At 63.4% G+C, this 24454-nt stretch carries 21 protein-coding genes; 9 read left to right on the forward strand and 12 right to left on the reverse strand.

Features of this window, described 5'->3' with window-relative positions; all coding sequences use genetic code 11:
- From E8M79_RS13610 to flaF, 4 genes are all read left to right on the forward strand, one after another.
- On the forward strand, positions 1-1270 hold a 1270-nt coding region (locus E8M79_RS13610; protein ID WP_282568107.1), incomplete at its 5' end, for a flagellin.
- Between the two features lie 198 nt (positions 1271-1468).
- Positions 1469-3265: a flagellin gene (locus E8M79_RS13615; RefSeq protein ID WP_137152422.1), complete on the forward strand. Its 1797-nt coding sequence runs from the start codon at positions 1469-1471 to the stop codon at positions 3263-3265.
- Between the two features lie 114 nt (positions 3266-3379).
- Positions 3380-3805 carry a flagellar biosynthesis repressor FlbT gene (gene flbT, locus E8M79_RS13620; RefSeq protein WP_137152423.1) on the forward strand — a complete coding sequence of 142 codons (426 nt, stop codon included), beginning with the start codon at positions 3380-3382 and terminating at the stop codon, positions 3803-3805.
- Positions 3756-4130 (forward strand): flagellar biosynthesis regulator FlaF, encoded by a 375-nt coding sequence (gene flaF / locus E8M79_RS13625; RefSeq protein ID WP_137152424.1) that lies wholly within the window; start codon positions 3756-3758, stop codon positions 4128-4130. The genes flbT and flaF overlap by 50 nt, the downstream gene beginning before the upstream one ends.
- A gap of 77 nt (positions 4131-4207) precedes the next feature.
- On the opposite strand, the gene E8M79_RS13630 is transcribed toward flaF, so the two are convergent.
- The 3 genes from E8M79_RS13630 to E8M79_RS13640 form a co-directional block, all read right to left on the reverse strand.
- Positions 4208-6121: a hypothetical protein gene (locus E8M79_RS13630; protein WP_137152425.1), complete on the reverse strand. Its 1914-nt coding sequence runs from the start codon at positions 6119-6121 to the stop codon at positions 4208-4210.
- A 14-nt stretch (positions 6122-6135) separates the two neighbouring features.
- Positions 6136-7974, reverse strand: a complete 1839-nt coding sequence (gene flgK, locus E8M79_RS13635; protein ID WP_137152426.1) for a flagellar hook-associated protein FlgK — start codon at positions 7972-7974, stop codon at positions 6136-6138.
- A gap of 69 nt (positions 7975-8043) precedes the next feature.
- On the reverse strand, positions 8044-9816 hold the full coding sequence (locus tag E8M79_RS13640) for a flagellar hook-basal body complex protein (RefSeq protein WP_137152427.1): 1773 nt from the start codon (positions 9814-9816) through the stop codon (positions 8044-8046).
- 228 nt (positions 9817-10044) lie between these two features.
- Between E8M79_RS13640 and E8M79_RS13645 the strand changes: the two genes are divergently transcribed.
- From E8M79_RS13645 to E8M79_RS13660, 4 genes are all read left to right on the forward strand, one after another.
- Positions 10045-10911: an ATPase gene (locus tag E8M79_RS13645; protein WP_137152428.1), complete on the forward strand. Its 867-nt coding sequence runs from the start codon at positions 10045-10047 to the stop codon at positions 10909-10911.
- 68 nt (positions 10912-10979) lie between these two features.
- Positions 10980-11891, forward strand: coding sequence for a homoserine O-succinyltransferase (gene metA, locus E8M79_RS13650; protein ID WP_137152429.1), 912 nt, complete (start codon positions 10980-10982; stop codon positions 11889-11891).
- 146 nt (positions 11892-12037) lie between these two features.
- Positions 12038-13435 carry a YcjX family protein gene (locus tag E8M79_RS13655; RefSeq protein WP_137153375.1) on the forward strand — a complete coding sequence of 466 codons (1398 nt, stop codon included), beginning with the start codon at positions 12038-12040 and terminating at the stop codon, positions 13433-13435.
- On the forward strand, positions 13432-14442 hold the full coding sequence (locus tag E8M79_RS13660) for a TIGR01620 family protein (protein WP_137152430.1): 1011 nt from the start codon (positions 13432-13434) through the stop codon (positions 14440-14442). The genes E8M79_RS13655 and E8M79_RS13660 overlap by 4 nt, the downstream gene beginning before the upstream one ends.
- A 12-nt stretch (positions 14443-14454) precedes the next feature.
- Here the strand turns inward: E8M79_RS13660 and E8M79_RS13665 are convergent, their stop codons facing one another.
- The 9 genes from E8M79_RS13665 to E8M79_RS13705 form a co-directional block, all read right to left on the reverse strand.
- Positions 14455-14775, reverse strand: coding sequence for a 2Fe-2S iron-sulfur cluster-binding protein (locus E8M79_RS13665; RefSeq protein WP_137152431.1), 321 nt, complete (start codon positions 14773-14775; stop codon positions 14455-14457).
- A complete protein-coding gene (locus E8M79_RS13670) occupies positions 14775-15800 on the reverse strand; it encodes an NAD(P)/FAD-dependent oxidoreductase (RefSeq protein ID WP_137152432.1) in 1026 nt (341 codons plus the stop codon). The genes E8M79_RS13665 and E8M79_RS13670 overlap by 1 nt, the downstream gene beginning before the upstream one ends.
- A gap of 92 nt (positions 15801-15892) precedes the next feature.
- Complete coding sequence (locus tag E8M79_RS18485; protein WP_137152433.1) at positions 15893-17167, reverse strand: phosphoadenylyl-sulfate reductase; 1275 nt, start codon at positions 17165-17167, stop codon at positions 15893-15895.
- The gene (locus E8M79_RS13680) at positions 17154-18812 is read right to left on the reverse strand and encodes a nitrite/sulfite reductase (protein ID WP_137152434.1); all 1659 of its coding nucleotides are present in this window, start codon (positions 18810-18812) and stop codon (positions 17154-17156) included. The genes E8M79_RS18485 and E8M79_RS13680 overlap by 14 nt, the downstream gene beginning before the upstream one ends.
- Positions 18799-19122: a DUF2849 domain-containing protein gene (locus E8M79_RS13685; RefSeq protein WP_137152435.1), complete on the reverse strand. Its 324-nt coding sequence runs from the start codon at positions 19120-19122 to the stop codon at positions 18799-18801. The genes E8M79_RS13680 and E8M79_RS13685 overlap by 14 nt, the downstream gene beginning before the upstream one ends.
- 4 nt (positions 19123-19126) lie before the next feature.
- Positions 19127-20503 carry a siroheme synthase CysG gene (gene cysG, locus E8M79_RS13690; RefSeq protein WP_248304991.1) on the reverse strand — a complete coding sequence of 459 codons (1377 nt, stop codon included), beginning with the start codon at positions 20501-20503 and terminating at the stop codon, positions 19127-19129.
- 259 nt (positions 20504-20762) lie between these two features.
- Positions 20763-21083 carry a 2Fe-2S iron-sulfur cluster-binding protein gene (locus tag E8M79_RS13695; protein ID WP_137152437.1) on the reverse strand — a complete coding sequence of 107 codons (321 nt, stop codon included), beginning with the start codon at positions 21081-21083 and terminating at the stop codon, positions 20763-20765.
- An 87-nt stretch (positions 21084-21170) separates the two neighbouring features.
- Positions 21171-22346: an SAM-dependent methyltransferase gene (locus tag E8M79_RS13700; protein ID WP_137152438.1), complete on the reverse strand. Its 1176-nt coding sequence runs from the start codon at positions 22344-22346 to the stop codon at positions 21171-21173.
- Positions 22343-23944 (reverse strand): peptide chain release factor 3, encoded by a 1602-nt coding sequence (locus E8M79_RS13705; RefSeq protein ID WP_137152439.1) that lies wholly within the window; start codon positions 23942-23944, stop codon positions 22343-22345. Before E8M79_RS13705 ends, E8M79_RS13700 begins: the two co-directional genes overlap by 4 nt.
- Before the next feature lie 192 nt (positions 23945-24136).
- Here E8M79_RS13705 and E8M79_RS13710 point away from each other — a divergent pair, with 192 nt between their 5' ends.
- Positions 24137-24418, forward strand: coding sequence for a type II toxin-antitoxin system RelE/ParE family toxin (locus E8M79_RS13710; RefSeq protein ID WP_137152440.1), 282 nt, complete (start codon positions 24137-24139; stop codon positions 24416-24418).
- Positions 24419-24454: the final 36 nt, after the last annotated feature.

Here is a 24454-nt window from a genome sequence, read left to right on the forward strand (position 1 = left end):
CGGCACGTCCGAAAACGCCCGTACCTTCGACATCAAGTTCGGCGGCAAGACGGCCACCGTCAACCTCGCTGCCGACGCAACGCGCGACACCAATACTGAACTGGTCGCCGCCATCACCGCCCAGATCGACGCAAGCGATCTGGCCGGCAAGGTTGTCGTGACCGAAGCATCGGGCCTTCTCAAGCTTGAAGCCGCCGCAACCGGCGACGGTGACATTGAAGTTAGCGGTACCGACGCCACCGCAACCTTTGGTGCTGCTCCCACAAAGGTGTCCGGCACCGACGGCAAGACGACCTTCACCGTCAATGGCAAGGCCGTTGAACTGACCAGCGCCTCCACCGGCACCACTGCCGGCGATACGCTGACCAACGCCATCGCATCGGTCAACACCCAGCTGGGCACGGACTCCAAGTTCCAGGCCTACAATGACGGCGGCAAGCTCGGTCTCCGCGCTATCACCGACGACGCTGGCTCACTGAGCGTTGGCGGTTCGGACGCTCGCTACTTTGGCACCCCGGCTGCTGGCGTTGTCGCCGGTGCCGACAAGACCGGCCTGAACTTCACCCGCTCGGTCGACGATCTGGTGACCGCTGTCAACGCCAACGCCAGCCTCGACGGCAAGGTTCGTGCCTCCAATGACAACGGCAAGCTGCGCCTGGAAAACCAGTCCACGCAGGACCTGAAGATCACCGGCAAGAATGCCACCTCCGGCAAGCTGGACGGCACTTCGGGTACCTCGACCGTCAAGGGCAACTCCGTCCGCTCCGGCCTGGCCGACCAGTTCAACGAACTGCGCGACCAGCTCGACAAGCTGGCAGACGATGCCTCCTTCAACGGTATCAACCTGCTGCGTGGCGACAAGCTGGCCATCACGTTCAACGAAACTGGCACGTCGTCCATCGACATCCAGACCAAGAGCGGCAAGACGGTCAACTCGGCCAACCTGGGCGTCTCGACCACCATCGAAGCCAAGGACCTGGACTCCGACACCAACATCGACGCTGAACTGACCAAGCTCAAGACCGCCCTGAACGACGTTCGTTCGCAGGCATCCAGCTTCGGTTCGAATCTGTCGATCGTTCAGGGTCGCCAGGACTTCACCAACTCGATGATTGGCACCCTCGAAGACGGCGCCGGCAACCTGACTCTGGCCGACATGAATGGCGAAGCCGCCAATCTGCTGGCTCTCCAGACCCGTCAGTCGCTGGCTTCCAACTCGCTGTCGCTGGCCAGCCAGGCTGACCAGTCGGTTCTCCAGCTGATCCGTTAATCCTCGGACAGACAAAGAGAAAATTAACGAGGGGGCGGACCGCAAGGTCCGCCCCCTTCCCTATTGGCGGTCCAAGTGCCGAACACCCTCGTGATAGTTTCTATGCCCTTAATGCGCATGGTTAAGACACCATTAAGAAAGCTGGTGTTAACCATATTCCAACGGGGCCGAGACGGGCCCAGGGCAAGGATCGCATAGATGTCTGACATTTCACTCTCCAAGGCCGTCCGGTCTAATCTCCTTTCGCTCAAGGGCACGGCCGACATGATGGCTGAGACGCAGACCCGTCTCTCCACCGGCAACAAGGTCAATTCGGCGCTGGACAATCCCAGCAACTGGTTCACGGCCAAGGGCCTCACCAATCGCGCCAGCGATTTGAATGCCCTCATGGACTCCATGGCCAACGGCATTCAGACTCTGAAGGCTGCGGACAATGGCCTGTCGGCCATGACCAAGACCCTGGAATCGATGCAGTCGACCCTGCGTCAGGCCCGTCAGGACAAGTCCTTCAACACCGAATCCCTGACCCTCGATAAGGTCAACCCGAACGACCCGGCGCTGGGCAAGCTGTCCATCGGCGGCGGCGCAGTCGGCAGCCCGGTCGATGTGGCGCTGACCAAGACCGGCACAGGCAAGGCCCTTTCGACCACGGCCGCCTTCGCGGCGCCCACCGGCACCGCAGCCAAGTCGAGCGTGACCAGCACCGGCACGGCGATCACCTATGACGCGACGGCCACCGCTGGTACCTCTGAAAACGCCCGTACCTTCGATATCGAGTTCGGCGGCAAGAAGATCACCGTCAACCTCGCGGCCGACGCGACGCGCGACACCAACACCGAACTGGTTGCGGCCATCACCGCCCAGATCGACGCGAGCGACCTGGCCGGCAAGGTTGTCGTGACCGAAGCATCGGGCCTGCTCAAGCTTGAAGCCGCCGCAACCGGCGACGGTGACATCAAGGTCAGCGGCACCGACGCGGTCGCAACCTTCGGCGCAACCCCGACCTCAGTGTCCGGCACCGACGGCAAGACCACCTTCACCGTCAATGGCAAGGCCATCGAACTGACCTCGGTTACCGGCGCCGATCTGACGACGGCTATTGCCAGCGTCAACACCCAGTTGGGCACCGACTCCAAGTTCCAGGCTTACAACGACGCCGGCAAGCTCGGTCTGCGCGCAATCAGTGACGATGCGGGCACGCTGACCATCGGTGGTTCGGATGCGCGCTACTTCGGCACCCTGACCAACGGCACTGTTGCAGGCACCGACAAGACCGGCCTGAACTTCACCCGCACGGTCGACGATCTGGTGAAGGCCGTTAACGAGAACACCTCGCTGATCGGCAAGGTTCGCGCCTCCAATGACAATGGCAAGCTGCGCCTGGAGAACCAGTCCACGCAGGACATGACGATCACCGGCAAGAATGGAACCTCCGGCAAGCTGGACGGCACCACGGGCACCTCGACCGTCAAGGGCAACTCTGTCCGCTCCGGCCTGGCCGACCAGTTCAACGAACTGCGCGACCAGCTCGACAAGCTGTCCGATGACGCGTCCTTCAACGGTATCAACCTGCTGCGCGGCGACAAGCTGGCCATCACGTTCAACGAGACGGGCACGTCGTCCATCGACATCCAGACCAAGAACGGCGACACCATCAACTCGGCGAACCTGGGCGTCCCGACCTCGCTGGAGGCCAAGCAGCTCGACAGCGACGTCACCATCGACGGCCTGCTGGCCGACATGAAGACCGCCCTGAACCAGGTGCGTTCGCAGGCGTCGACCTTCGGCTCCAACCTGTCGATCGTGCAGAACCGCCAGGACTTCACCAAGGCCATGATCGATACGCTCGAGAACGGTGCCGGCAACCTGACCCTGGCCGACATGAACGAGGAAGCCGCCAACCTGCTGGCCCTGCAGACCCGCCAGCAGCTGTCGTCCAACTCGCTGTCGCTGGCCAGCCAGGCCGATCAGTCGGTGCTGCAGCTGCTCCGCTAAGCGGCGCGACAAATCTCTGGAAACACCAAGGCGGGCTCAGGCCCGCCTTCATTGTTTTAAGACCTTTTGCAGGATAGACCTTGGTGTCTGATTCAATGTGGCGGAGACCTGCCAATGGCGCTCAAGGTAGAACTCAAGCCGGGCGAAAAGCTCCTCGTCGGCAATTGCATCATTACCAATGCCGATCAGCGCACACGGCTGTTTATTGACGGCCGCGCCCCTATCCTGCGGGAAAAGGACATCCTGACCTCAGAGACCGCCAATACGCCCGCAAAGCGCATCTATCTGGCTGTGCAGCTGATGTATATCGACGACGATATCGGGCCTGCCCGCGAGACTTATTTCTCGCTGATCAACGACTTCGTGCAGGCGGTTCCGTCCTCGACCGAGATAGTTAATCAAATCAATAACGAGATATTAACCGGGGCCCTCTACAAAGCTCTCAAGGCCGCTCAAAGGCTCATAGAGTACGAACAGGACCTCCTCAATCATGCACCAGCAAGGCGCCCAGGCCTACCAGCAGACGACCAAGGTCGTTGAATCGCCGCGTGAACGTGAATCGGCACTGTTGATGAAGGCGGCCGCCGGCCTGCAGCGTGTCAAGGATGAGTGGGATACCGGGACGCGTGAGGACCTCAAGACCGCGCTGACCTTCAACCGCAAGCTGTGGACCATCTTCATGTCGTCCGTGACCAAGGCCGACAGCCCGCTGCCCCAGGAAATCCGCCAGAACATCGCCAATCTGGGCATGTTCATCCTCAACGAAACCCGCGAAATCCTGCTCGAAATCGATCCCGCGCCGCAGCGCCTGGATATCCTGGTGCGCCTGAACCGCCAGATCGCCACGGGCCTGCGCGGCTCCTGATATCCGCACCGTCAAAGTCAAAGAAAAACCCCCGCCACTGGCGGGGGTTTTTCTTTGTCCTGTCCTGGGCGGTCTCCCTAGAGGAAATTGACCAGGCTCAACTTGCTGACCATCGAGGTCACCTGATAGCTCGCCTGCAGCCGCGTCTGCAGCGCCATGATTTCCATGGCCACATCTTCCTTGCTCACCGTCTCGACATCGCTCAGCAGATTGTCCAGCTGCGACTTGTAGTCGGTGTGGCGCTTGGCGGAATTATCCAGCGCATTGTGGGCGACGGCCAGTTCCATGGTCAGGATCTCGATCGACCCTGCCTCGGAATTGTGGGATTCGGACAGTTCGGACTGCTGGCGCCGGGCCATGGTGTCGAAACGGTCCTTGGAGCTGGTGTCGCTGTCCGGATAGGTCTCCACCGACAGGGAGGACAGCGTGCGCATCATCCGCAGCAGCCCCGATTCATTGGCTTCAATGCCATAGGGCACCCGGGTGCTGTCATCGACCTGGGCCGTCACGGACAGGCGCGGATTGCCCTGGGCGGTCGCGGCAGCCTCGCTGAGCGAGCTGGTGAGCGCCGTCGAGAAGTTGGCGGCCGTGCTGTTCACATCTGCGCCGATGACGAACTGCCCCGGCCCGGCCTTGCCCACCACGGCGGTCAGCTTGACCGTGCGCGACGTACCGGACGGATCGGTCAGCGTCACGTCAACCGCCTCGCCGGCAACGGGCACACTGTTGAACTTGACCGCCACCGAACTGGGGTCGGCGGCCGTATAGGTGGTGTCGATATTGGCTGTGTCGGCCGAGACGGCGCTGATCTGGAAGCCATGCTTGGCCGACACAGGCGCCTTCTCGGTCAGTGTCACCGTATCGGTTGCCGCGCTGACGCCCAGGCGACCAAGCCCCTGAGCAGCAACGCTGGGCGACTGCCCGCTGTACCACATGATGGTATCGGTTTCGTCGGCAACGCGCAGGGCCGTGGCAGTGGCGGGCGAGCCCTGCACGCGCAGCACCGGCTCACCGGCGCCATTGTAGAAGTTCTCTGCCGCCGCAAAGGTCGAAGCGCCAGCCAGCACATTCTTGCCGACCTGCACCAGCTTGGCGTCCAGCGTGGTCTTGAAATTGGCTGCGGTCGTTTCGGCATCGGCGCCGATGACGAACTCGTCGACAGCTCCGGTTGCATTGGCCGCCGTGACGGCGCGCAGGCTGATCTGCGTCTCGGTGCCGTCCGGCAGCGCAAAGCCCATAGAGATGCTCTGCCCCTCAACGATCTGCGCCGCCGGCGCAATCGCAAAGGTCACACCGACCTCTTTGCCCAGCGGCAGCGTTCCGGCTGTCGGCTGGGTCACGGTCACGCTGCTGCTGGTGGTCGAGATGGTCGACACCTTCATGCCGAAGGGATGGACGCCGTCTTCAGAGAGCTTGACCGTGCTGGTGCCCACCGCCTGGCTGGACGCCAGACGTCCGCGACCATCGAGCCCGGCATCCGCCGCCTTGCGCTCGCTGACCACAGTCTTGAAGCCGGCCTTGCCACCCTGCCCGTTCAGCAGCGTCTCGGTGTCGGGCAGTGGCGCACTGTCGGTATTGGCGCCGCCGAAGAGATAGCGGCCGGCCACGTCGGAATTGAGCAGCGTCACCACTTCATCCAGCCGCGCCTTGGACAGGCTGGGCAGCGTCGCCATATTGATATTGTTGGTGCCATACTGGCCCTGCACCGCCGAATTGCGCGCCTCGCCCTCGATGGCGTCGAGGCGCGACATGGTCTTGTCCAGAAAGCTCAGGCGCAGCTTGACCGTTTCGATATTGGCCGAGAAGCCATCGATCTTGGCCAGGCGCGAGCGCACGGACAGCGACATGGGCAGGTCGCGACCCATTTCGGACAGTGTAGATGCCTTATCGCCCGTCCCCAGCTGCATCTGCAGCGTGGCAAAGCGGTCCTGCATCTTGGAGATGACGCCGAAACCGGTCTGGATCGGGAACATGGACTTGTTGACGATCATCTTGCGCTACTCCTCTAGACCGTCGCGAACAGGGCATCGAGCAGTTCCTTGACCACCGACACCACGCGGGCGTTGGCGGCATAGGCATTCTGCAGTTCCATCAGGCGGGCCATTTCCTCGTCGACATTCACCCCATATTCGGTGTCCATCTGGTCAGTGATGGTGTCGAGCGTCAGCTGGCGGTCATCGGCCTTGGTGGTGGCGGCATTGATGCTGGCACCCTGGAAGCCAATCACCTGCGAGATGACCGTGCTCAGATTGCCGCTGAGCTGGAACTTGCCCGGACTGGCAATCGGATTGCCGCCGGACGTGAAACTCATCTCGTTGAGCTGCTTGATGACATAGTTGGCGCGGTCAGCATCGCCCAGCGTGCCGCCGGTCTGGTACTGCACCATCAGCTTGTTGTTGGCCACAATCGCCGGATTGACCGAGATACGGGCTGCAAAGCCCCGCTTCTGCGGCGGGTCGGTGTCCAGATTATTGGTGAAGCTGGCATTGCCCTGGTCGACGAACAGGTTGAACGCCAGGCCGGCGTCCTGCAGCCCGTTCGAGCTGGGGCGGGAAACCGCCGCCTTGACGTCGGTCTGCCCGGTGGCGCCATCGTCCAGCACGCGCAGATTGCCAGCGCCAGTGCTGGTGATGGCCAGACCCGGCAGCTTGGCCGCAAGCGCCGCGGCGGCGGTCGTCGAATTGCCAGAGAGATCAACGCTGATCACCCGCTGGCCCGAGGCGTCCTTATAGTCCTGCCCGTCGGTGGAATTGACCACGCGCACGCGCTTCTCCACCCCGTTCTCGGTGTAGGTGAGCAGCACGTCATTGCCCGGCTTGAGCTGGCTGATGTCAATGTCAAAGCCATTGGCCGCACCGGCCGTAACGGCGGTGCCCGGCGTCTTGAGGGTCGAGAAGGCCTGCGCCAGGCCGGCCGCGACCTCGTCCAGCTGGTCCTGGGCTTCCACCAGCGTCTTGTCGCGCAGGGTGACCAGGCCGCCCAGCTCGCCGCCCTGCAGCACGCCCTGGGTCACCAGGTCGATGGTCAGCCCAGACGGCGTGGTCAGCGTCAGCTTGCCCACCTTGGTCTTGGCCGGATCGGGATCGAACTGCGAGTTGGGCGACAGATTGCCGGCGCTCTCGAACTTGAAGGTCGAGACACCATTGTCCAGCAGGCCCACGCCCGAGCGGGTCATCAGCGCCACCGTGCCGTCACCACGGTAGTCGGCACGCACGTCGATGAGATCGGCAACCGAAGCGACGAGGCGATCGCGCTGGTCCAGCAGGGCAGAGCGGGCACCATCGGTCATGCCCAGATCGAGCATGCGGGTGTTCACTTCCTGCAGGGAATTGAGCATGCCGTTGATGTCATGGACGTCAGTGGCGATCTGGCTCTCGGTTTCCTGCCGCATGGACTGGATCGTGGTCGAGAGACGGTTGAGCGTCTCCACCATGCTCTGCGCGGAGGCGACGGCCTGAGCACGGGTATTATAGTCGTCCGGGCTGGTGGCAATGCCCTGGATGGCGTTCTGCAGATTGCCGAACAGCTTGTCCATCGAACCTGCCGAACCCGGCTTGCCCAGGAAGCCCTGCAGGCGGTTCAGATAGCTAGCCTGGATGGAGGAATTGGAGGTGTCCGACACCTGGCGCGTGTAATAGCTCTGCAGGCTCTGGTTGAAGGCCCGATTGGCCCCGGCGCTGCGCGCATAGGAGCTCGTCTGGGTATTGTAGTCGATGACGTTCAGCGACTGCTTGTGATACCCGGGCGTGCCCGAATTGGCGATGTTGCGACTGACAAGATCCAGCGAATCCTGGTTTGTCCGCAAACCGGACACAGCATTGGTCAGTGACGTCGTCAAACCCATGACTTGGACTCCTCACGCGGGGACCGAGCCCGGAACACCTGGTCCCGAGCCCTAACTTGCGTTGCCGCCTTAGCGGATCATGTTCAGCGCTTCTTGCAGCATCTTGTCGGCGGCGCTGACGATGCGCGTGCCGGCCGCATAGGCCTGCTGCGTCACGATCAGCTTGGTGAACTCGTCCGAGATATCGGTATTGGAGGCTTCCAGTGCGCCACCGATGATGCCCGAACCGGAAAGGTCCAGGATCGCTTCGCCCGATTCCGAAGTGGTGGAGAACACGCCACCATCCAGGCGCTTGAGCTGGTTGATGGCGTTGAACTGCGCCGTCACCACCTGCGCCATGTCGATGCGCTCGCCGTTGGAGTAGGTCGCCACCACGCGGCCGCTGTCGTTGATGGCCACCGACACGAATTCGCCAGCGCCATAGCCGTTCTGGTTCAGCGTCGACACATTCACCGTGCCGTTGACGTCGGCGAACTGGGAAATGCCGTTGGTGTCGTGCTTGAGCTCGACATTGCCGATCGACACGCCATTGATGGTCAGATTGTTCAGCGAGGTCGACGACACACCCGGAGGGGCCAGCGAGCCAGCAGCGCCAAAGGTGTAGGTCTGGCCGGTATTGGTCCACATCGGCGAGCTGCCCTTGGCCGCGCTATCCGACATGTAGAACAGGTTCCAGGTGTCCTTGCCGCCCGAGGCCGCGCTGTCCACCTTGGCCCAGCGCATCTGCACGTTCGCCGGCGCACCGTTGGAGGCATAGACCGTGATGGCGCCACCGGCCACCGAGTTGGACTTGAACAGCGTATCGTCGCTGGCCGCGATCGTGGTGACTGTGGGACGAGTCGGAGCGCTGGATTCGCTCGGATTGGTCAGACCCAGGGCCGCGAGCTGGGCCGGGGTACCGCCAGTCACCGAGAACTTGGCATGATAATCACTGCCCAGGTTGATGCGCAGATTGCCGGCATTGATGTCGATCACGGCGCTGGCCGCCGCCGGGCCGCCTGCAGAGCGCAGGGAGGCCTGCATGGTCGCCAGCACGCTGGCAACCGTGCCCGGCGCCGTCGTGATATCGATCGCCTGGCGGCCGCTTGCTGCCGCACCACCATTGGTGAATTCGAATGTGGTGGCGATGCCGTTGACGTTGAGCGACACGGTGCTGCCGACGGTGAACACCGTATTGGCCGCATTGCCGCCGGTCAGGGCACCACCGGTCATCGCCGCCGAGGTGGATGCGCCCGCATAGCCGGAATAGGAGTTCGGCTCCATCAGCTCGCTGTTGTAGACCGTGGCATTGTAGTTGGTGGTCTTGGGCAACTGCGGCAGGTTGGCCTGGTAGTTGATGCGATTGGTCACCTGCGCCGGCAGGAAGGCGTTGGAGAGCTTGATCACTTCGGGCACCGAGCCCGAGATATTGCCCGTGGTGGTGTCGATCGGCAGACCCTTGAGGTAATAGCCAGCGCCATTGACCAGCAGACCATCCTTGTCGATCTCGAAGTCGCCGCGACGGGTGTAGAAATTGGTGCCGGCAAACACCGAATTGCCGTCCGACTGGCCAATCTTGGGCTCAACCACAAAGAAGCCATTCGAGTTCAGCGCCACAAAGGTCTCGCTGGACACCGTCTTGATATCGCCCTGCACGTCATTGGTGCCGCGCGACTGCGCCAGCACGGCGCCCGGAACCTGACGCTTCAGCGGCGCATCGGGGATCAGGTCGAGGAAGTCGGTCTCAATGCGCTTGTAACCCGTGGTCTGCGAGTTCGCGATGTTGCCCGAGATGTTTTCCAACGCGTGCGACTGCGCCCTGAGACCGGTCACCGCACTGGAAAGAGCGCCATAAATACCCATGAGATACTCCGTAAACCCCGTTTGCGCCTTCAGACGCGTTCATCCCTCTAGAAGCAAACGCAGTGCCAACTGCGTTGATCATTGATTCTGTTGGGTAATTTGCCATTCTTGAGCGTCAGAGACGGCCTTGAGCGGCAGAAGAGTCCGAGCGCACGGCAGAAATTGCCGCACGCTTGTGGTCAGCTGTGCCATGCAGTATGGGGAAAGGCCTGTGTTTCGGGGCCCGCCATGCTGTTCCAGTCTGCCGATGAGTTCATCCAGTCGCCGCGTCGCGCCGTGACCGTCTTCGGCATGGCCGGGGTGGGCAAGACCCGGCTGTCCGCCATGCTGCGGGCGTCCAACTGGTTCCATTATTCGGCCGATTATCGCATCGGCACGCGCTACATGGGCGAGGCCATCGTCGACAATTTCAAGCGCGAGGCCATGAAGGTCCCCTTCCTGGCCCAGCTCCTGCGCTCGGACTCGATCTACATCTCGTCCAACCTGACCTTTGGCAATCTCGATCCGCTGTCGAGCTATCTCGGCACGCCCGGCAATCCGGACCGTGGCGGCCTGCCGCTGGTCGAATACCAGCGCCGCCAGGAGCAGCATCGCGTCGCCGAAATCGCCGCCCTGCAGGACGTGCCGCACTTCATCGAGCGCGCCAAGGCGCTCTATGGCTATGACAATTTCATCGCCGATACCGGCGGTTCGCTGATCGAGGTCATCGACCCCACCGACCCCGAGGACCCCGTGGTGCGCACGCTGGCGGCCTCCACCGCCCTGCTCTACATCCGCGGCACCGGCAAGGATGCGGCCGAGCTGGTGCGGCGCTTCAAGCAGAGCCCCAAGCCGATGTATTACCGGCCGCAGTTCCTTGTTGAGAAATGGGCCGAATACAAGCTGATCAACGGCATTGCCGAGGATTGCGACGTCGATCCCTCCGGCTTTGGCGCCTGGGGCTTTGAGGCCCTGCTGCACGATCGTCTGCCGCGCTACCAGGCGCTGGCTGACAATTTTGGCTACACCGTCGAGGCCTCCGACCTGGCCATGGTGCGCGACGGCGATGAGTTCATCGATCTGATGGCGGCGGCGATCGAGCGGCGAATGCGATAGCGCGATCTCCTGTTGGAGACGCGCACCGCTTGAATCGCTTCCTCATCATCGCCACCTAAGAGGCTGCCATGCCTATTCGAATTCCCGACAACCTGCCCGCCCGCAAGACCCTCGAAGACGAGGGCGTCAATGTCATGGACTCCACGCGCGCCGCGCGGCAGGACATCCGCCCGCTCGAGATCGGCCTGCTCAACCTGATGCCCAACAAGGAGCGGACCGAGACCCAGTTCGCCCGGCTCATCGGCGCGACGCCGCTGCAGGTCGACCTGACCCTGGTCCGCGTCACCGAGCACCAGTCCAAGAACACCTCCGAGGACTATCTGCGCAGCTTCTATAGCACCTGGGAGGAAGTGCGCGGCCGCAAGTTCGACGGCCTGATCATCACCGGCGCGCCGGTTGCCCACATCCCCTTCGAGGAGGTGCGCTACTGGCCTGAGATGGTCGAGATCATGGATTGGACACAGACCAATGTGCACCACACCATGTTCATCTGTTGGGGCGCCCAGGCGGCGCTACACCATTTCCACGGTGTCCGCCGCTACCGCACGCCCCACAAGGCGTTCGGCGTGTTCCGGCATGATGTGGTCAATCCGCGCTCGCCCTATCTTCGTGGCTTCTCCGACCGCCCCATGGTGCCGGTGTCGCGCTACAACGACATCGACCGCACGACGCTGGGGCCGAACCTCGAAGTGCTGATCGACAATAGCGAGATTGGCCTGTGCATGCTGGGCGATGCCAAGCACCGCGCCGTGCACTTCCTCAATCACCTCGAGTACGACAATCGCTCGCTGGCCGATGAGTATGAGCGCGACGTCAAGGCCGGCCTCGATACCCCGCCGCCGGCCAATCTGTTCCCCAATGGCGACACCACCGCCCAGCCGGAAAACCGCTGGCGCAGCCACGCCCATCTGCTGTTCCAGAACTGGATCAACGAGATCTATCAGACCACGCCATACGACATGAACGAGATCGGGCGCTGACACCGCCCAGTCCCTCGGGCCCCGCGTGCAGCGGGGCCCATTGCACACGCCGCACAAATCCCTATCTTCCGGTCTGATCGAGAGACCCGCGCGTGCCCCAACCTCCCACGACCATTGTCGACGAACTGGGCATTGCCCTGGCCAATATGGCCGATGCCGCCACAGGGGCCTTTACCCCCACGCTGCGCCTGGGCGTCACCGGCCTCAGCCGGGCCGGCAAGACCATCTTCATCACTGCCCTGGTGCACAATCTGCTGACCGGCGGACGCATGCCCGGCTTCACGCCGCTGGCCGAAGGCCGTTTCATCGGCGCCCGGCTGGCCGAATATCCTGACGCGACCATCCCGCGCTTTGCCTATGAGCAGCACCTCGAGACCCTGACCGGCAAGAACCCGGCCTGGCCAGAGGGCACGCGCCGCATCTCGCAACTGCGCCTGGTGCTGAAGTATCAGTCCCGCCACTGGTACAATGGCCTGCGCGGCCCCTCGACGCTTAATCTCGATATAGTCGACTATCCCGGCGAATGGCTGCTCGACCTGCCGCTGCTGGGTCTGAGCTTTGCCCAGTGGAGCGCCGAGGCGCTGGAGCGCGCCCGCCGTCCCGGTTCCGCCACCGAGGCCGGCCCCTTCCTCGCGCAACTGGCCGAGATCGACACCGCCAAGCCCGCCAATGACCCCGATGCCGAACGGCTGGCCACCAGCTTCACCGACTATCTGCGCCGCAGCCGCGAGGATGGCGCACTCTCCACGCTGCCGCCGGGGCGCTTCCTGCTGCCGGGTGATCTCGAAGGCTCGCCGGCCCTGACCTTTGCGCCCTTGCCGCCCCCGGCAACACCCAGCCGCCACGGCAGCCTCTACGCCATGCTGGAGCATCGCTACGAGGCCTATAAGGCCCAGGTGGTGCGCCCCTTCTTCCGCGACCATTTCGCCCGCCTCGACCGCCAGGTCGTGCTGGTCGACACACTGCGCGCCCTTAATGCCGGCCCAGCGGCCGTCGCCGATCTGGAAACGGCGCTCACCGCCGTGCTGGCCTGCTTCCGCCAGGGCGAGGCCAATGCCCTGCTGCGCCCCTTCGCGCGGCGCATTGATCGCATCCTGTTCGCCGCCACCAAGGCCGATCACGTCCACCACACCAGCCACGATCGCCTGGGCGCCATTCTCAATCGGCTGGTCGCCAATGCCAGCAAGCGCGCCCGCTTTGCCGGCGCCGACACACGCTCGCTGGCCATCGCCGGCCTGCGCGCCACGCGCGAGGGCACCATTACAGAGGCCGGAGAAACCCTGCCCACGCTGATCGGCACGCCGATGCAGGGCGAGACCCTGGATGGCGTCACCTATGACGGCAAATCGGAAATCGCCTTGTTTCCCGGGGACTTGCCGGAACGACCCGATTCACTATTCGAGGATGGCACGCCCGTGGCGCTCAACTTCCTCCGCTTCGCGCCGCCGGCCCGCATCGAGCGCAATGCCAGTGGCGATGTGGTGCTGCCCCATATTCGCTTCGATCGCGCCCTCGACTATCTGATCGGAGACTGGCTCGCATGAAACGCCCCATCGCCCGTCCCGTATCCGCTGACCGCGACGACAGCATCACCATCCGCGCGCCCCGCGCCTTCGCGCCCGATGCGGTCGAACTGGCTGAACCGGTCTTCGACCCGACGGACGAGACCGCGCTGGTCGCCCCGCCCATCCGCCGCATGAGCTGGTGGGGCCGCCTGCTCTGGAGCACCGGCGGCATCCTGGTCTCCGCCGGCCTGGGCCTAGCGGCCGATCGGCTGATCCGCGACCTGTTTTCTGCCAATCCCTGGCTGGGCTGGCTGGGCATCGGCGTGCTCGGGCTGTTCCTGCTGGCCGCCTTGGCCCTGGCCATCCGCGAGGCCTATGCCCTGCGGCGCCTGCGCGCGCTGGATGCCCTCAAGCGCGAAGCCGCGCTGGCCGTCGCCGACAATGATCCGCACAAGGCCCACCGCATCGCCGAGCATCTGCTGGGCATCTATGGTCCGCGCGCCGATCTGGCCCGGGCTCGCCAGAGTGTCAGCGAAAACCTGCCGCATCTGTTCGATGGCCACGAGATTGTCGCCATGGCCGAGCGCAGCCTGATGGCGCCGCTCGACGCCCGCGCCAAGGTGTTGACCGCGGCGTCAGCCCGGCGCGTCGCCCTGGTCACGGCGGTCTCGCCGCGCGCCCTGGTCGATATTGCCTTCGTCGTCTATGAGAGCATCCGCCTGGCCGGCGCCATTGCCGCGCTCTATGGCGCCCGCCCAGGCTTTTTTGGCTTCTGGCGGCTCACGGGGGCCGTTCTGGCCCATCTGGCCGTCACGGGTGGCCTGGTGCTCACCGATGGCATTGTCGAGCAACTGGTGGGCCAGGGCATCGCCGCCAAGCTCTCCGCCCGGCTGGGCGAAGGCGTGGTCAATGGCCTGATGACGGTGCGGGTCGGCATCGCCGCCATGCGGGTGGTGCGGCCCCTGCCCTTCGACACCCAGCCGCAGCCGGTGGTGCGGGATTTCATTCCAGAGCTGACGCGCCTGGCCGGCGACGTCGCCAAATAGGCCGGCTCTCGGTCAGTCCTTGGCGGCGCTCGGCGCCAGCGTCAGCTTGAGGCCGTCGAGGGCATCGCTCATCAGGATCTGGCAGCTGAGGCGCGAATTGGGCCGCACGTCACCAACGCTGTCGAGCATGTCCTCTTCCTCGTCGCTCGGCGGGCCGACCACGTCGAGCCAGTCCTTGTCGACATAGACATGGCAGGTGGCACAGCTGAGCGCGCCACCACATTCCGCCTTGATGTTGAGGCCCCAGTCACGGATGACCTCCATCACGCGCCAGCCCTCGAGCCCTTCGAGCTCGTGGTCAACGCCGGCCTGGTCGGTCACAAGGATCTTCATTATGCCACGCCCAGCTTCTTCTGCAGCTTGGTCGAGCTGGTGGTGTACTGGAACACCACGCGCTCGCCCGGCGCGACGATGGCCTTGGCAGCCTGCGCCATCAGTGCAGCCTCGTGGAAGCCAGACAGGATCAGCTTGAGCTTGCCGGGATAGGCATTGATGTCGCCGATAGCGAAAATGCCGGGCACCGAAGTCTGGAATTTTTCGGTGTCGACCACGATGGTGTTGTCGTTGAGCTCAAGGCCCCAATCGGCCACCGGGCCCAGCTTCATGGTGAGGCCGAAGAACGGCAGTAGGCGCGTTGCCGGCACGGCGAGATCGCCGGCATCGGTGGTCAGGTGCACATGGGTCAGCTGGCCGTCGGCGCCGTCGAGCTTGGCGATCTGGCCGGTGAGGAAGTTGATCTTTCCCTCGGCCACCAGCTCCTGCATCTTGTTCACCGAGGCCGGCGCGGCCTTGAACACGGCGCGGCGATGCACCAGCGTCAGCGAATTGACGATGGGCTGCAGGTTCAGCGTCCAGTCCAGCGCCGAGTCGCCGCCGCCGACGATCACCACGTCCTGGCCGCGGAAGTCGTCCATCTTGCGGACCGAATAGAACACCGACTTGTTCTCATAGGCCTCGATGCCATCCACCGGCGGGCGCTTGGGCTGGAACGAACCACCACCCGCGGCGATCACCACCACCTTGGCGTGGAAGACTTCGTCGGCATCGGTGGTCAGCTTGAACGAGCCGTCGTCCTGCTTGACGATGGAATTGACCATGCGGTTGAAATGGAATTCCGGGCTGAACGGCGCGATCTGCGCCATCAGATTGTCGGTGAGCTGCTGGCCGGTGACCACGGGAAAACCCGGAATGTCATAGATCGGCTTTTCCGGATAGAGCTCTGCACACTGCCCGCCGGGGCGGTCGAGAATGTCAACGAAATGGCATTTGAGATCGAGCAACCCGAGTTCAAAGGCCGCAAACAGCCCGCAGGGGCCGGCGCCGATGACGACGACATCGGTTGTGATTTCAGTGCTCATGGGTCTCAAAGTCCATTTGGAGGGCCTTGGCCCTCATCCATTGGGGGAAAGTTCGGCGCGTCCGTATCCCTGACGGACGCGCTCCACTTAGCTCAGGATACGCGGCGAAGAAAGGGGCGCGTACCCACCGGCACTTCGGTGACGCCGACCGGCTGGTAGAACAGGGCCACTTCCGGCAGGCGGTTCTCGACCAGCGCAGCGCGGGTCGGCTCATGCGTCACCACCAGGGCCGACACGCCGCAACGGCGCATCAGCGGAATCTGATCCTGCAGCACATCGCCTACCGCTCGGATTTCATTGGCGAATTTATAGCGCTCACGCAGCAGGCGAGCCGTTGAATAGCCGCGCCCGTCAGTGAAGGCCGGGAACCTGATGGCGATGGAAGCAAAGCGGCCGAGATCGTCGGCCACGTCCTCGATCTTGTCGCCCGGCACCACCAGCAGCCCCAGGGGATGCGGATTGGCCAGGAAGGCATCGCGATTGGCGAGAAAGACTGCAACCGGAACATGGGTATAGCTGGCCGAGGCCGGCGCGAAGGTCTCTTCCCACTCATGGAACGGATCGGCAATGAAGGCGCCGTCTTTCCAGAGCGTGTGGCGGGTCGCGGCGGTCATGGGAGAAGCGATCGCTCCGTTGAAGTCGAAATGGATGCCGCACTCTTTCTTGTTGAGGCCGCGCCAGCGTCCGGCGCGGGGATCCTCACCATCGGCCACCACCGAGGTGCAGGGCGCACAGCCGATGGACTTGTAGCCTTTCGAGAACAGCGGATGCTCGGGCAGTCCGTGGTCGATCTTGTACTGGTTGACATCGGCATCGGTAAAGTAGGCCAAAGGGTTGACCTTGATGCGATCATCGCTTGTCAGCTCGAAATGCGGCAACACGCCGCGCTCCTTGGTCTGGAAGCGCTTCCGCCCGGTGACCCAGCCACCATACTGCTCGGTGATCGGCTCCAGCGGCTCGGTCTTGCGAATATGGCAGCAGCTATCGGGATCGGTCTCCCACAGCGTGCCATGCGGATCGAAGCGCTTGACGTCCTGCTCATTGGGATGAATGGCGTGCACATTGAGCAGGCCGAGATGGCCCTTGAGCGTCTCGACATAGTCGAGCGTCTCCTGGAAATGCTTGCCCGTCTCGAGGAAATAGACCGGCAGGCTGGGGTCCACCTGCGCCACCAGATGCAGCAGCACAGCAGAATCGGCGCCAAACGACGAGACAATGGCCAGATCGCCCGGCAACACTTCGGTCGCGGCGAGGCGCAGCACGCCCACCGCGTCCATCTCGTCGAACATGCCGTTGAGCGAGACAATGCCCAGCGCGCGCAGCTTGTCATGCGCCGCGGGAACGTGAACCGGCTTAGGCTGCGCCATAGAGAGCCTCCTTGAACACTGCCTCACCAAGCCGGCGATAGGCCTGGATGAAGCTCTCGTCGGCATTCTGCCGGCGGGCGAGATAGGTATCGACAATGGTCTCGATGGCGCCGGGCACGGCGTCGGCCTCAAAGCCGGGGCCAACGATCTTGCCGACGGCGGCCTGTTCGGTGGCATCGCCACCCAGGGTGATCTGATAGAGCTCGCCGCCCTTCTTTTCGACGCCCAGAATACCGATGTGGCCGACATGGTGATGGCCGCAGGCATTGATGCAGCCCGAGATCTTGATCTTGAGATCGCCGATCTCGGCCTGGCGCTCGGGCGAGGCGAATTTCTGCGAGATTTCCTGCGCGATCGGGATCGAGCGGGCATTGGCCAGGGCGCAGAAATCGAGGCCCGGGCAGCAGATCATGTCAGTGATCAGGCCGGTATTGCCCTCGGCGAGGCCTGTGGCGACCAGCGCATCATAGACAGCGCGCAGATCGGCCACCGCCACATGCGGCAGCACCAGGTTCTGCTCATGCGTCACGCGCAGCTCGTCAAAGCCATAGCGCTCGGCAATGTCGGCGATATCGTCCATCTGCTTGTCGGTCGCGTCGCCCGGCGCGCCGCCAACCGGCTTGAGCGAAACGGTGACCGAGGCATAGCCCGGCACACGGTGGGAATTGATATTGTGGTCGAGCCAGCGGCCATAGGCCGGGTCGATGATGGACTGATAGGCCACGTCGATCTTGGTCGCCGGCTGCTCGGTGAACTGCGGCGGCGCGAAATAGGCCGTGATGCGGTCGACCTCTTCCTGCGGCAGCGTCAGCACGCCGCCACGCACCTCGGCAAACTCGGCCTCGACCTGCCCCTTGATGGTCTCAAGCCCTTCTTCGTGCACCAGAATCTTGATGCGGGCCTTGTACTTGTTATCGCGCCGACCATAGCGGTTGTAGACCCGCATGATGCTTTCCAGATAGGCCAGCAGATGCTCATTGGGCACGAAGCTGTTGATCAGCTTGCCGATCATCGGCGTGCGGCCCAGGCCACCACCGACCCAGACTTCCCAGCCGATCTCGCCTGCCGCATTGGTTGCCGCCTGCAGGCCGATGTCATGGAACCGGATGGCCGCGCGGTCATTGGGCGCGCCGGTCATGGCGATCTTGAACTTGCGCGGCAGATAGCTGAACTCGGGATGCAGGCTCGACCACTGCCGCAGGATTTCGGCGATCGGGCGCGGATCGATGATTTCATCGGCTGCGGCACCGGCGAAATGATCGGCCGTGACATTGCGGATGCAATTGCCCGAGGTCTGGATGGCGTGCATCTCGACCGACGCCAGCTCTTCCAGGATCGTTGGGATATCCTTGAGCTTGGGCCAGTTGAACTGGATGTTCTGCCGCGTCGTGAAATGGCCATAGCCCCGGTCATAGGTGCGGGCGATATGGGCAAACATGCGCATCTGCTTGGACGACAGCGTGCCATAGGGCACGGCAATCCGCAGCATATAGGCGTGCAATTGCAAATAGAGGCCGTTCATCAGCCGCAGCGGGCGGAACTGGTCCTCGCTCAACTCGCCAGCAAGGCGGCGCTTCACCTGATCGGAAAACTGCGCCGTGCGCGCCGCCACAAAGGCCGCGTCGAACTCATCATATCGATACATGACCATCCTCCCCCAGATGCTGGCGGTCGTAGGGTGCACCAGCCAGGGTCAGCGGTGCGGTGGGGCCGGCGGCGCGGATGCGCTCGCGCAGGCGCTTGGGAACCAGGGTCTCGCCATCGCGCGTGACCTCTTCGATTTCGAGGCTGATCACCCGCCCGGTGCCCTTGGTGGCGGCCAGCGCGGCGTCACGCTCGGCCGTTTCATTGGCGCTAAACACGCGTGCTGCCTGCAGATTTTCCACCCAGGTGCCATTGCGGTCGAGATAGACCGTAGCCCCCGAGGTGAGCTCGTTGCCCGTCAAAATTTCCATGTCGTCATGCCACCTTGAAAGTCTGCGCAGCCAGATCGGCTGCCTGGGCCCAGTCGCCGGCGGCGACGGCTTCGCCCACCAGAATGATTGCCGGGCCGTCGGCGAGTGTCCCCTGCCACCCGATTAAGGTACGCAGATCGCCCGAATATGCTGACATTGTGTGCCGCCCGGCATTGACGATGACGGCCACAGGCGTCAAAGGCCCGGCGCCATGGGCAACCAGGCGCGCGGCAACATCAGAAGCTGTGGATTTGCCCATATAGAGGGCCAGGGTCAGCCCGGCCTGCGCCAGCGCCGCCCAGTGGCGCAATTCGCTGTCGTCGGCGCCATGCGCCGTGGCGATGATCAGCCCACTCGAAACCTTGCGCAGCGTCAGCGGCGTTGCCGTATCGGCGGCGGCAGCCAAAGCGGCGCTGACGCCCGGCACGATCTGATAGTCTATGCCCGCCTTGCGCAGCGCGGATATCTCTTCGCCAGCCCGACCGAAAATCATCGGATCGCCGGACTTGAGGCGAGCGACCTTCTTGCCCTGCCCCGCCAGCCGCACGATCAGCGTATTGATCTGCGCCTGGCTGAAGCTGTGGTGACCCTTGGCCTTGCCCACGCTAATGCGCTCGGCATCGCGCCGGCCCATGTCGACCACCACATCGGGCACCAGCTGGTCGTGCACGATGACATCGGCTTCCTGCAGCAGGCGCTGGGCGCGCAGGGTCAGCAGATCTTCAGCGCCCGGCCCGGCGCCGATCAGCCAGACAATGCCCTTGGCGCTGCCACGGGCGACGTGGCCCTCAAGCAGCACTTCGGCCTCGAAGCGTCCGGCCACCGGGCTGGCGTCGACGGCCGTGGCCACCTGGGTGGAGGTGACCAGCTCTTCATAATACCGGCGGCGCGCAGCGCCATCGCCGATCAGGCTTTCGACGCGATGTCGCAGGCTGCCGGCCAGGCGCGCCACCTTGCCAAAGGCCGGCGGCAGCATGGCCTCGATGCGGGCCCGCACCAGCCGTGCCAGCACGGGCGCATTGCCCTCGCTGGAAATGGCCACGGTCAGCGGGGCGCGATCCACAATGGATGGCGTATAGAAATCGCACTCAGCTGGCACATCAACCACGTTGAGCGGGATGTGGCGAGCCCGGGCCGCCTGCTTGGCCAGCTCGGCATCGGCACTCTCTTCAGCGACAAAGACCAGTGCGGCGCCGTCGAGATCGGCAGGATCAAAGCCGCGCTCCAGGACAGTCACCTCAAAGGCGCTGAAATCGGCTTCGATGTCGCGGGAAACAATCACGACCTGCGCGGTCGTCTTAGTGACCAACCGGACCTTGTTGAGGGCTTCTTCTCCACCGCCGATGATGACGATGCGACGACCCCGAACCTTGTAGCTCAACGGAAATGTGTTGAGATGACCCATTGGAACCCTGTTGTGATTGGCCGAAAAATAGTCGATCCGAACCCGCCACAACAAGGCGTTGATATTCAATCGCTTTTATATTTCCCTTGGCAGGCGCGGCTTGGAATGCCGCGCGCGGCCAGGGCGCAAAGCCGCCAATTGAATCTCAGGCGGGGTGGTGGCGAGCAATTTTGCTCCAGCCCCGGCGGCGATAGCGTGGGTTTTTCTTTTCAGGGAGCGCCCGATATGGGGCAAATCAGCCCTGGCGGCTGGGAACATGCACCACAAGGCCGTCGAGCGCGTCGCGCACCTTGATCTGGCAGGACAGGCGGCTCGCGGCCTTCACGTCAAAGGCAAAGTCCAGCATGTCCTCTTCCATGTTGGACGGGCCGCCGACGATCTCGGTCCAGGCGTCGTCGACATAGACATGGCAGGTCGCACAGGTGCAGGCGCCGCCGCACTCCGCCACGATGCCGGGCACGCCGTTCATGATGGCGGTTTCCATCACGGTCGAACCGGTCTGGCCTTCGGTCTCGATGCGCTCGCCGTCCTGCTGGACAAAGGTAATCTTGGTCATGGGTCTCACGGGTCTCGATACTGTCAGCCGATATAGGCGATGGCGCCGGCTTTAGGAACCCTGCGGCAGCAGGGGGCTGATCTGACCTCAGCGCTGGAGCAGGCCTTCCAGATAATGCTGGCCGACGCCGAACATCGCCTTGATATCGGCGATCTGGGCCAGGATGGCGTCCCGGTCGCGCCCGACGCGGCCATCCTTTTCGGCGACGATCAGATTGTTCTTGGGCGTATGCGCGTCCGAGACGAACTCGAACACCTTGGTGCGATAGCCATTGAGCTCCAGCAGCAGCGCCCGCAACGTGTCGGTGACCATTTCGGCCTGGCGCTCCATAAAAATGCCATGGCGCAACAGGCCCTCGAGCACCGGCGCCGCCGCGCCGGCTTCCATCTGCCGGCGGATCTGCTTGTGGCAGCAGGGCGCCACTGCAATCAGCGCCGCACCGGCGGCAATGCCCTTGTAGATGGCGTCATCCGTGGCCGTGTCGCAGGCGTGCAGCGCAATCACCGCATCGGCGCCGCTGGCGTCATAGTCCATGATGGACCCGGCCTGAAAGCTCAGGCCCTCAAAACCCGACGCGGCAGCGGTGGCATTGCCATCGCTGACCAAAGCGGGCCGCAGCTCCACCCCGACAATGCCGACCGGGCGATGGGCGACATTGGCGAGATAGTCATAAAGCGCAAAATCGAGATAGCCCTTGCCGGCGCCCATATCGACAATGGTGACGCTGTCGCCGGGAATGGCCTGAATCAGCGGCGCAAAAATTTCGACCATCTTGTTGATCTGTCGAAACTTATCCTGCGCGTCATTGCGCACAACGCCATCCTTGCCCGTGATGCCCAGGGCCTGCAGATAGGGCTTGTTGGTCTCGCTCAACGGCCGGTTCTTGGCCCGGTTATGGTCCGTCGATGGGGCGCTGCGGCCCGCCACTTCGCTGCGCTTGAGCCGCACCTTGTCGCCATTGCGCTCAAAGCTCACGTCGAGTTCGGTGGTTGCCAGCTGCGCGCTGCGGAACTCGTCCGTCAGCGCAGTCCGCAGATGGCCGATGGCCTCGGGCTGGATCAGGTTCTTGATGATGTCGCGCGTCTTGTAGTGAAACGTGAAGCTGAACTTCTCGACACCCTTGGCGACGATCTTCTTGACGTCCACCGACTTCAAGTCGGGCTCGCTGCCGTGATAGCCACCCAGCTTGAGCTTGATGAGCGTATTGGCGGCAAAGGCCGATTTGACGGCGGAGAGGAATTCCTCGATGCGCTCGGTGCTCAATGGCGTTCCTTGGTGGTGAGAAAGCGGATCTTGGGGAAGTCCTGCTTAGCGCGATCGGCCCACCAGGCGTTCTGCGCCAGGAACACCGGCGCACCGGTGCGATCCTCGGCCATGTTCATCTTCTGGGCGGCAATGAAGCGCTTGAGCTCTTCGGGATCATCGGATTCGATCCAGCGCGCCACTTCGTAGTTGAGGCTCTCAAAGGTGATCGGCACACCATATTCGCCGGCAACGCGGGAACTCAGCACTTCGAGCTGCAGCTGGCCGACGACGCCCACGATCCAGTCGGCGCCCACCATGCGCCGGAACACCTGGGTGACACCTTCTTCGGAGAGGTCCGACAGCGCCTTGGCCATCTGCTTGGTCTTCATATGGTCGGTCAGGCGCACGCGGCGGATGATTTCCGGCGCGAAATTGGGAATGCCGGTGACATTGATCGCCGCGCCTTCGGTGAGCGTGTCGCCCACCGACAGCGTGCCATGATTGGGAATGCCGACAATATCGCCGGCCACCGCCTGCTCGGCCAGTTCACGGTCATTGCCGAAAAAGAACATCGGGTTGGAGACGGCCATGTCCTTGCCCGACCGCACATTCTTGAGCCGCATGCCGCGGGTGAAGGTGCCCGAGCACAGGCGCACGAAGGCAATGCGGTCGCGGTGATTGGCGTCCATATTGGCCTGCACCTTGAACACAAAGCCGGTGACCTTCTTGTCGCTCGGCTCGATGGGCGCGGGAATGGCCGGCTGCGGGCGCGGCTCGGGGCCCCATTCGCCCAGGGTGCGCAGCAGTTCAGCCACGCCAATGCCCTTGAGGGCCGAGCCGAACAGCACGGGGCTGAGATGGCCAGCATGGAAGGTCGCCAGGTCAAACGGCGGCAGCATGGCCCGCGCCAGTTCGAGCGTTTCGAGCGCCGTCATGAAGATCGGGTCATCAACCAGCGCCGGATTGTCCAGAAGGTCTTCAAGCTGGGCATAGTCGGCAATGGGCTTGCCCTGCGGATTGAGCACGCGCTGTTCGAGCAGATCGATATAGCCACGGAAATCCACGCCCTGCCCCACCGGCCACAGCACCGGCGTCAGGTCGAGCGCCAGCTTGCCCTGAATCTCGTCGATCAGGTCGAGCGGGCTCTGGCCCTCGCGGTCAATCTTGTTGATGAAGGTGATGATCGGAATATCGCGCAGGCGGCAGACCTCGAACAGCTTGAGCGTCTGCGCCTCGATGCCCTTGGCGGCGTCGATCACCATGATGGCGGCGTCCACTGCCGTCAGCGTGCGATAGGTGTCCTCGGAAAAGTCCGAGTGGCCGGGCGTATCGAGCAGGTTCAGCGTCAGCCCGTCATAGTCAAAGGTCATGACCGACGAGGTGATGGAAATGCCGCGCTGCTGCTCCATTTCCATCCAGTCCGAACGGGTGGAGCGCACGCCGGCCTTGCCGCGCACCGCGCCGGCCGACTGGATCGCCCCTGCAGCCGCCAGCAGCCGCTCGGTCAGCGTGGTCTTGCCGGCGTCCGGGTGGGAGATGATCGCAAAGGTGCGACGGGTCTGGAACGGGGCGAGCGGGAGCCGGGGCGAAACCTCGGCAGCGGTGGCAAGGGTCATGGAACTGCTGGTGGTTGGGCCGCAGGCACAGGCGCGGCGCGTTGGCCGCTATATAGGGGATGGTGCGAAGGGGGTCAAACCGGGGCGCTGGCACAAGGGATCAAGCTGTAGCACCGTATCACCGCACGATACAGATTACTTGCCAAAAAGTATCGCACCATGATACATATCGGGCAAATCAGGGTTGCTGCCATGATTGTGTCGTTCAAGGACAAGGCTGTTCTGGCCATCAACGCCGGGCGCGTGCCGAAAGGCTTCCCTGCCGATCTGCTGCGATCGGCCCAGCGCAAACTGTTCATGATCCACAGCGCCAGTGCTTTGCAGGACCTGATGCTGCCGCCCGGAAATCGTCTGGAAGCGCTGAAGGGTGACCGGCTCGGCCAGCATTCCATCCGGATCAATGACCAGTGGCGGGTCTGTTTTACCTGGAAGCAGGACGGCGCACATGGCGTTGAGATCGTTGATTACCACTGAGCATGGCGCGAGCGCGTCCACCATGGCCCAAGGAGG

It is taken from the genome of Devosia sp. FKR38 (genome assembly GCF_005222805.1).
Taxonomy (GTDB): domain Bacteria; phylum Pseudomonadota; class Alphaproteobacteria; order Rhizobiales; family Devosiaceae; genus Devosia.

Bases quoted from the DNA above. Each gene is read 5' to 3' on its own strand.
- E8M79_RS13665 (WP_137152431.1), bottom strand. From the start codon at position 14,775: ATGAAGATCCTTGTGACCGACCAGGCCGGCGTTGACCACGAGCTCGAA.
- E8M79_RS13640 (WP_137152427.1), bottom strand. From the start codon at position 9,816: ATGGGTATTTATGGCGCTCTTTCCAGTGCGGTGACCGGTCTCAGGGCG.
- E8M79_RS13710 (WP_137152440.1), top strand. From the start codon at position 24,137: ATGATTGTGTCGTTCAAGGACAAGGCTGTTCTGGCCATCAACGCCGGG.
- metA (WP_137152429.1), top strand. From the start codon at position 10,980: ATGCCTATTCGAATTCCCGACAACCTGCCCGCCCGCAAGACCCTCGAA.
- E8M79_RS13695 (WP_137152437.1), bottom strand. From the start codon at position 21,083: ATGACCAAGATTACCTTTGTCCAGCAGGACGGCGAGCGCATCGAGACC.
- E8M79_RS13615 (WP_137152422.1), top strand. From the start codon at position 1,469: ATGTCTGACATTTCACTCTCCAAGGCCGTCCGGTCTAATCTCCTTTCG.
- flaF (WP_137152424.1), top strand. From the start codon at position 3,756: ATGCACCAGCAAGGCGCCCAGGCCTACCAGCAGACGACCAAGGTCGTT.
- flbT (WP_137152423.1), top strand. From the start codon at position 3,380: ATGGCGCTCAAGGTAGAACTCAAGCCGGGCGAAAAGCTCCTCGTCGGC.
- E8M79_RS13705 (WP_137152439.1), bottom strand. From the start codon at position 23,944: ATGACCCTTGCCACCGCTGCCGAGGTTTCGCCCCGGCTCCCGCTCGCC.
- flgK (WP_137152426.1), bottom strand. From the start codon at position 7,974: ATGGGTTTGACGACGTCACTGACCAATGCTGTGTCCGGTTTGCGGACA.
- E8M79_RS13660 (WP_137152430.1), top strand. From the start codon at position 13,432: ATGAAACGCCCCATCGCCCGTCCCGTATCCGCTGACCGCGACGACAGC.
- E8M79_RS13630 (WP_137152425.1), bottom strand. From the start codon at position 6,121: ATGATCGTCAACAAGTCCATGTTCCCGATCCAGACCGGTTTCGGCGTC.
- E8M79_RS13645 (WP_137152428.1), top strand. From the start codon at position 10,045: ATGCTGTTCCAGTCTGCCGATGAGTTCATCCAGTCGCCGCGTCGCGCC.
- E8M79_RS13670 (WP_137152432.1), bottom strand. From the start codon at position 15,800: ATGAGCACTGAAATCACAACCGATGTCGTCGTCATCGGCGCCGGCCCC.
- E8M79_RS18485 (WP_137152433.1), bottom strand. From the start codon at position 17,167: ATGGCGCAGCCTAAGCCGGTTCACGTTCCCGCGGCGCATGACAAGCTG.
- E8M79_RS13655 (WP_137153375.1), top strand. From the start codon at position 12,038: ATGGCCGATGCCGCCACAGGGGCCTTTACCCCCACGCTGCGCCTGGGC.
- E8M79_RS13680 (WP_137152434.1), bottom strand. From the start codon at position 18,812: ATGTATCGATATGATGAGTTCGACGCGGCCTTTGTGGCGGCGCGCACG.
- E8M79_RS13685 (WP_137152435.1), bottom strand. From the start codon at position 19,122: ATGGAAATTTTGACGGGCAACGAGCTCACCTCGGGGGCTACGGTCTAT.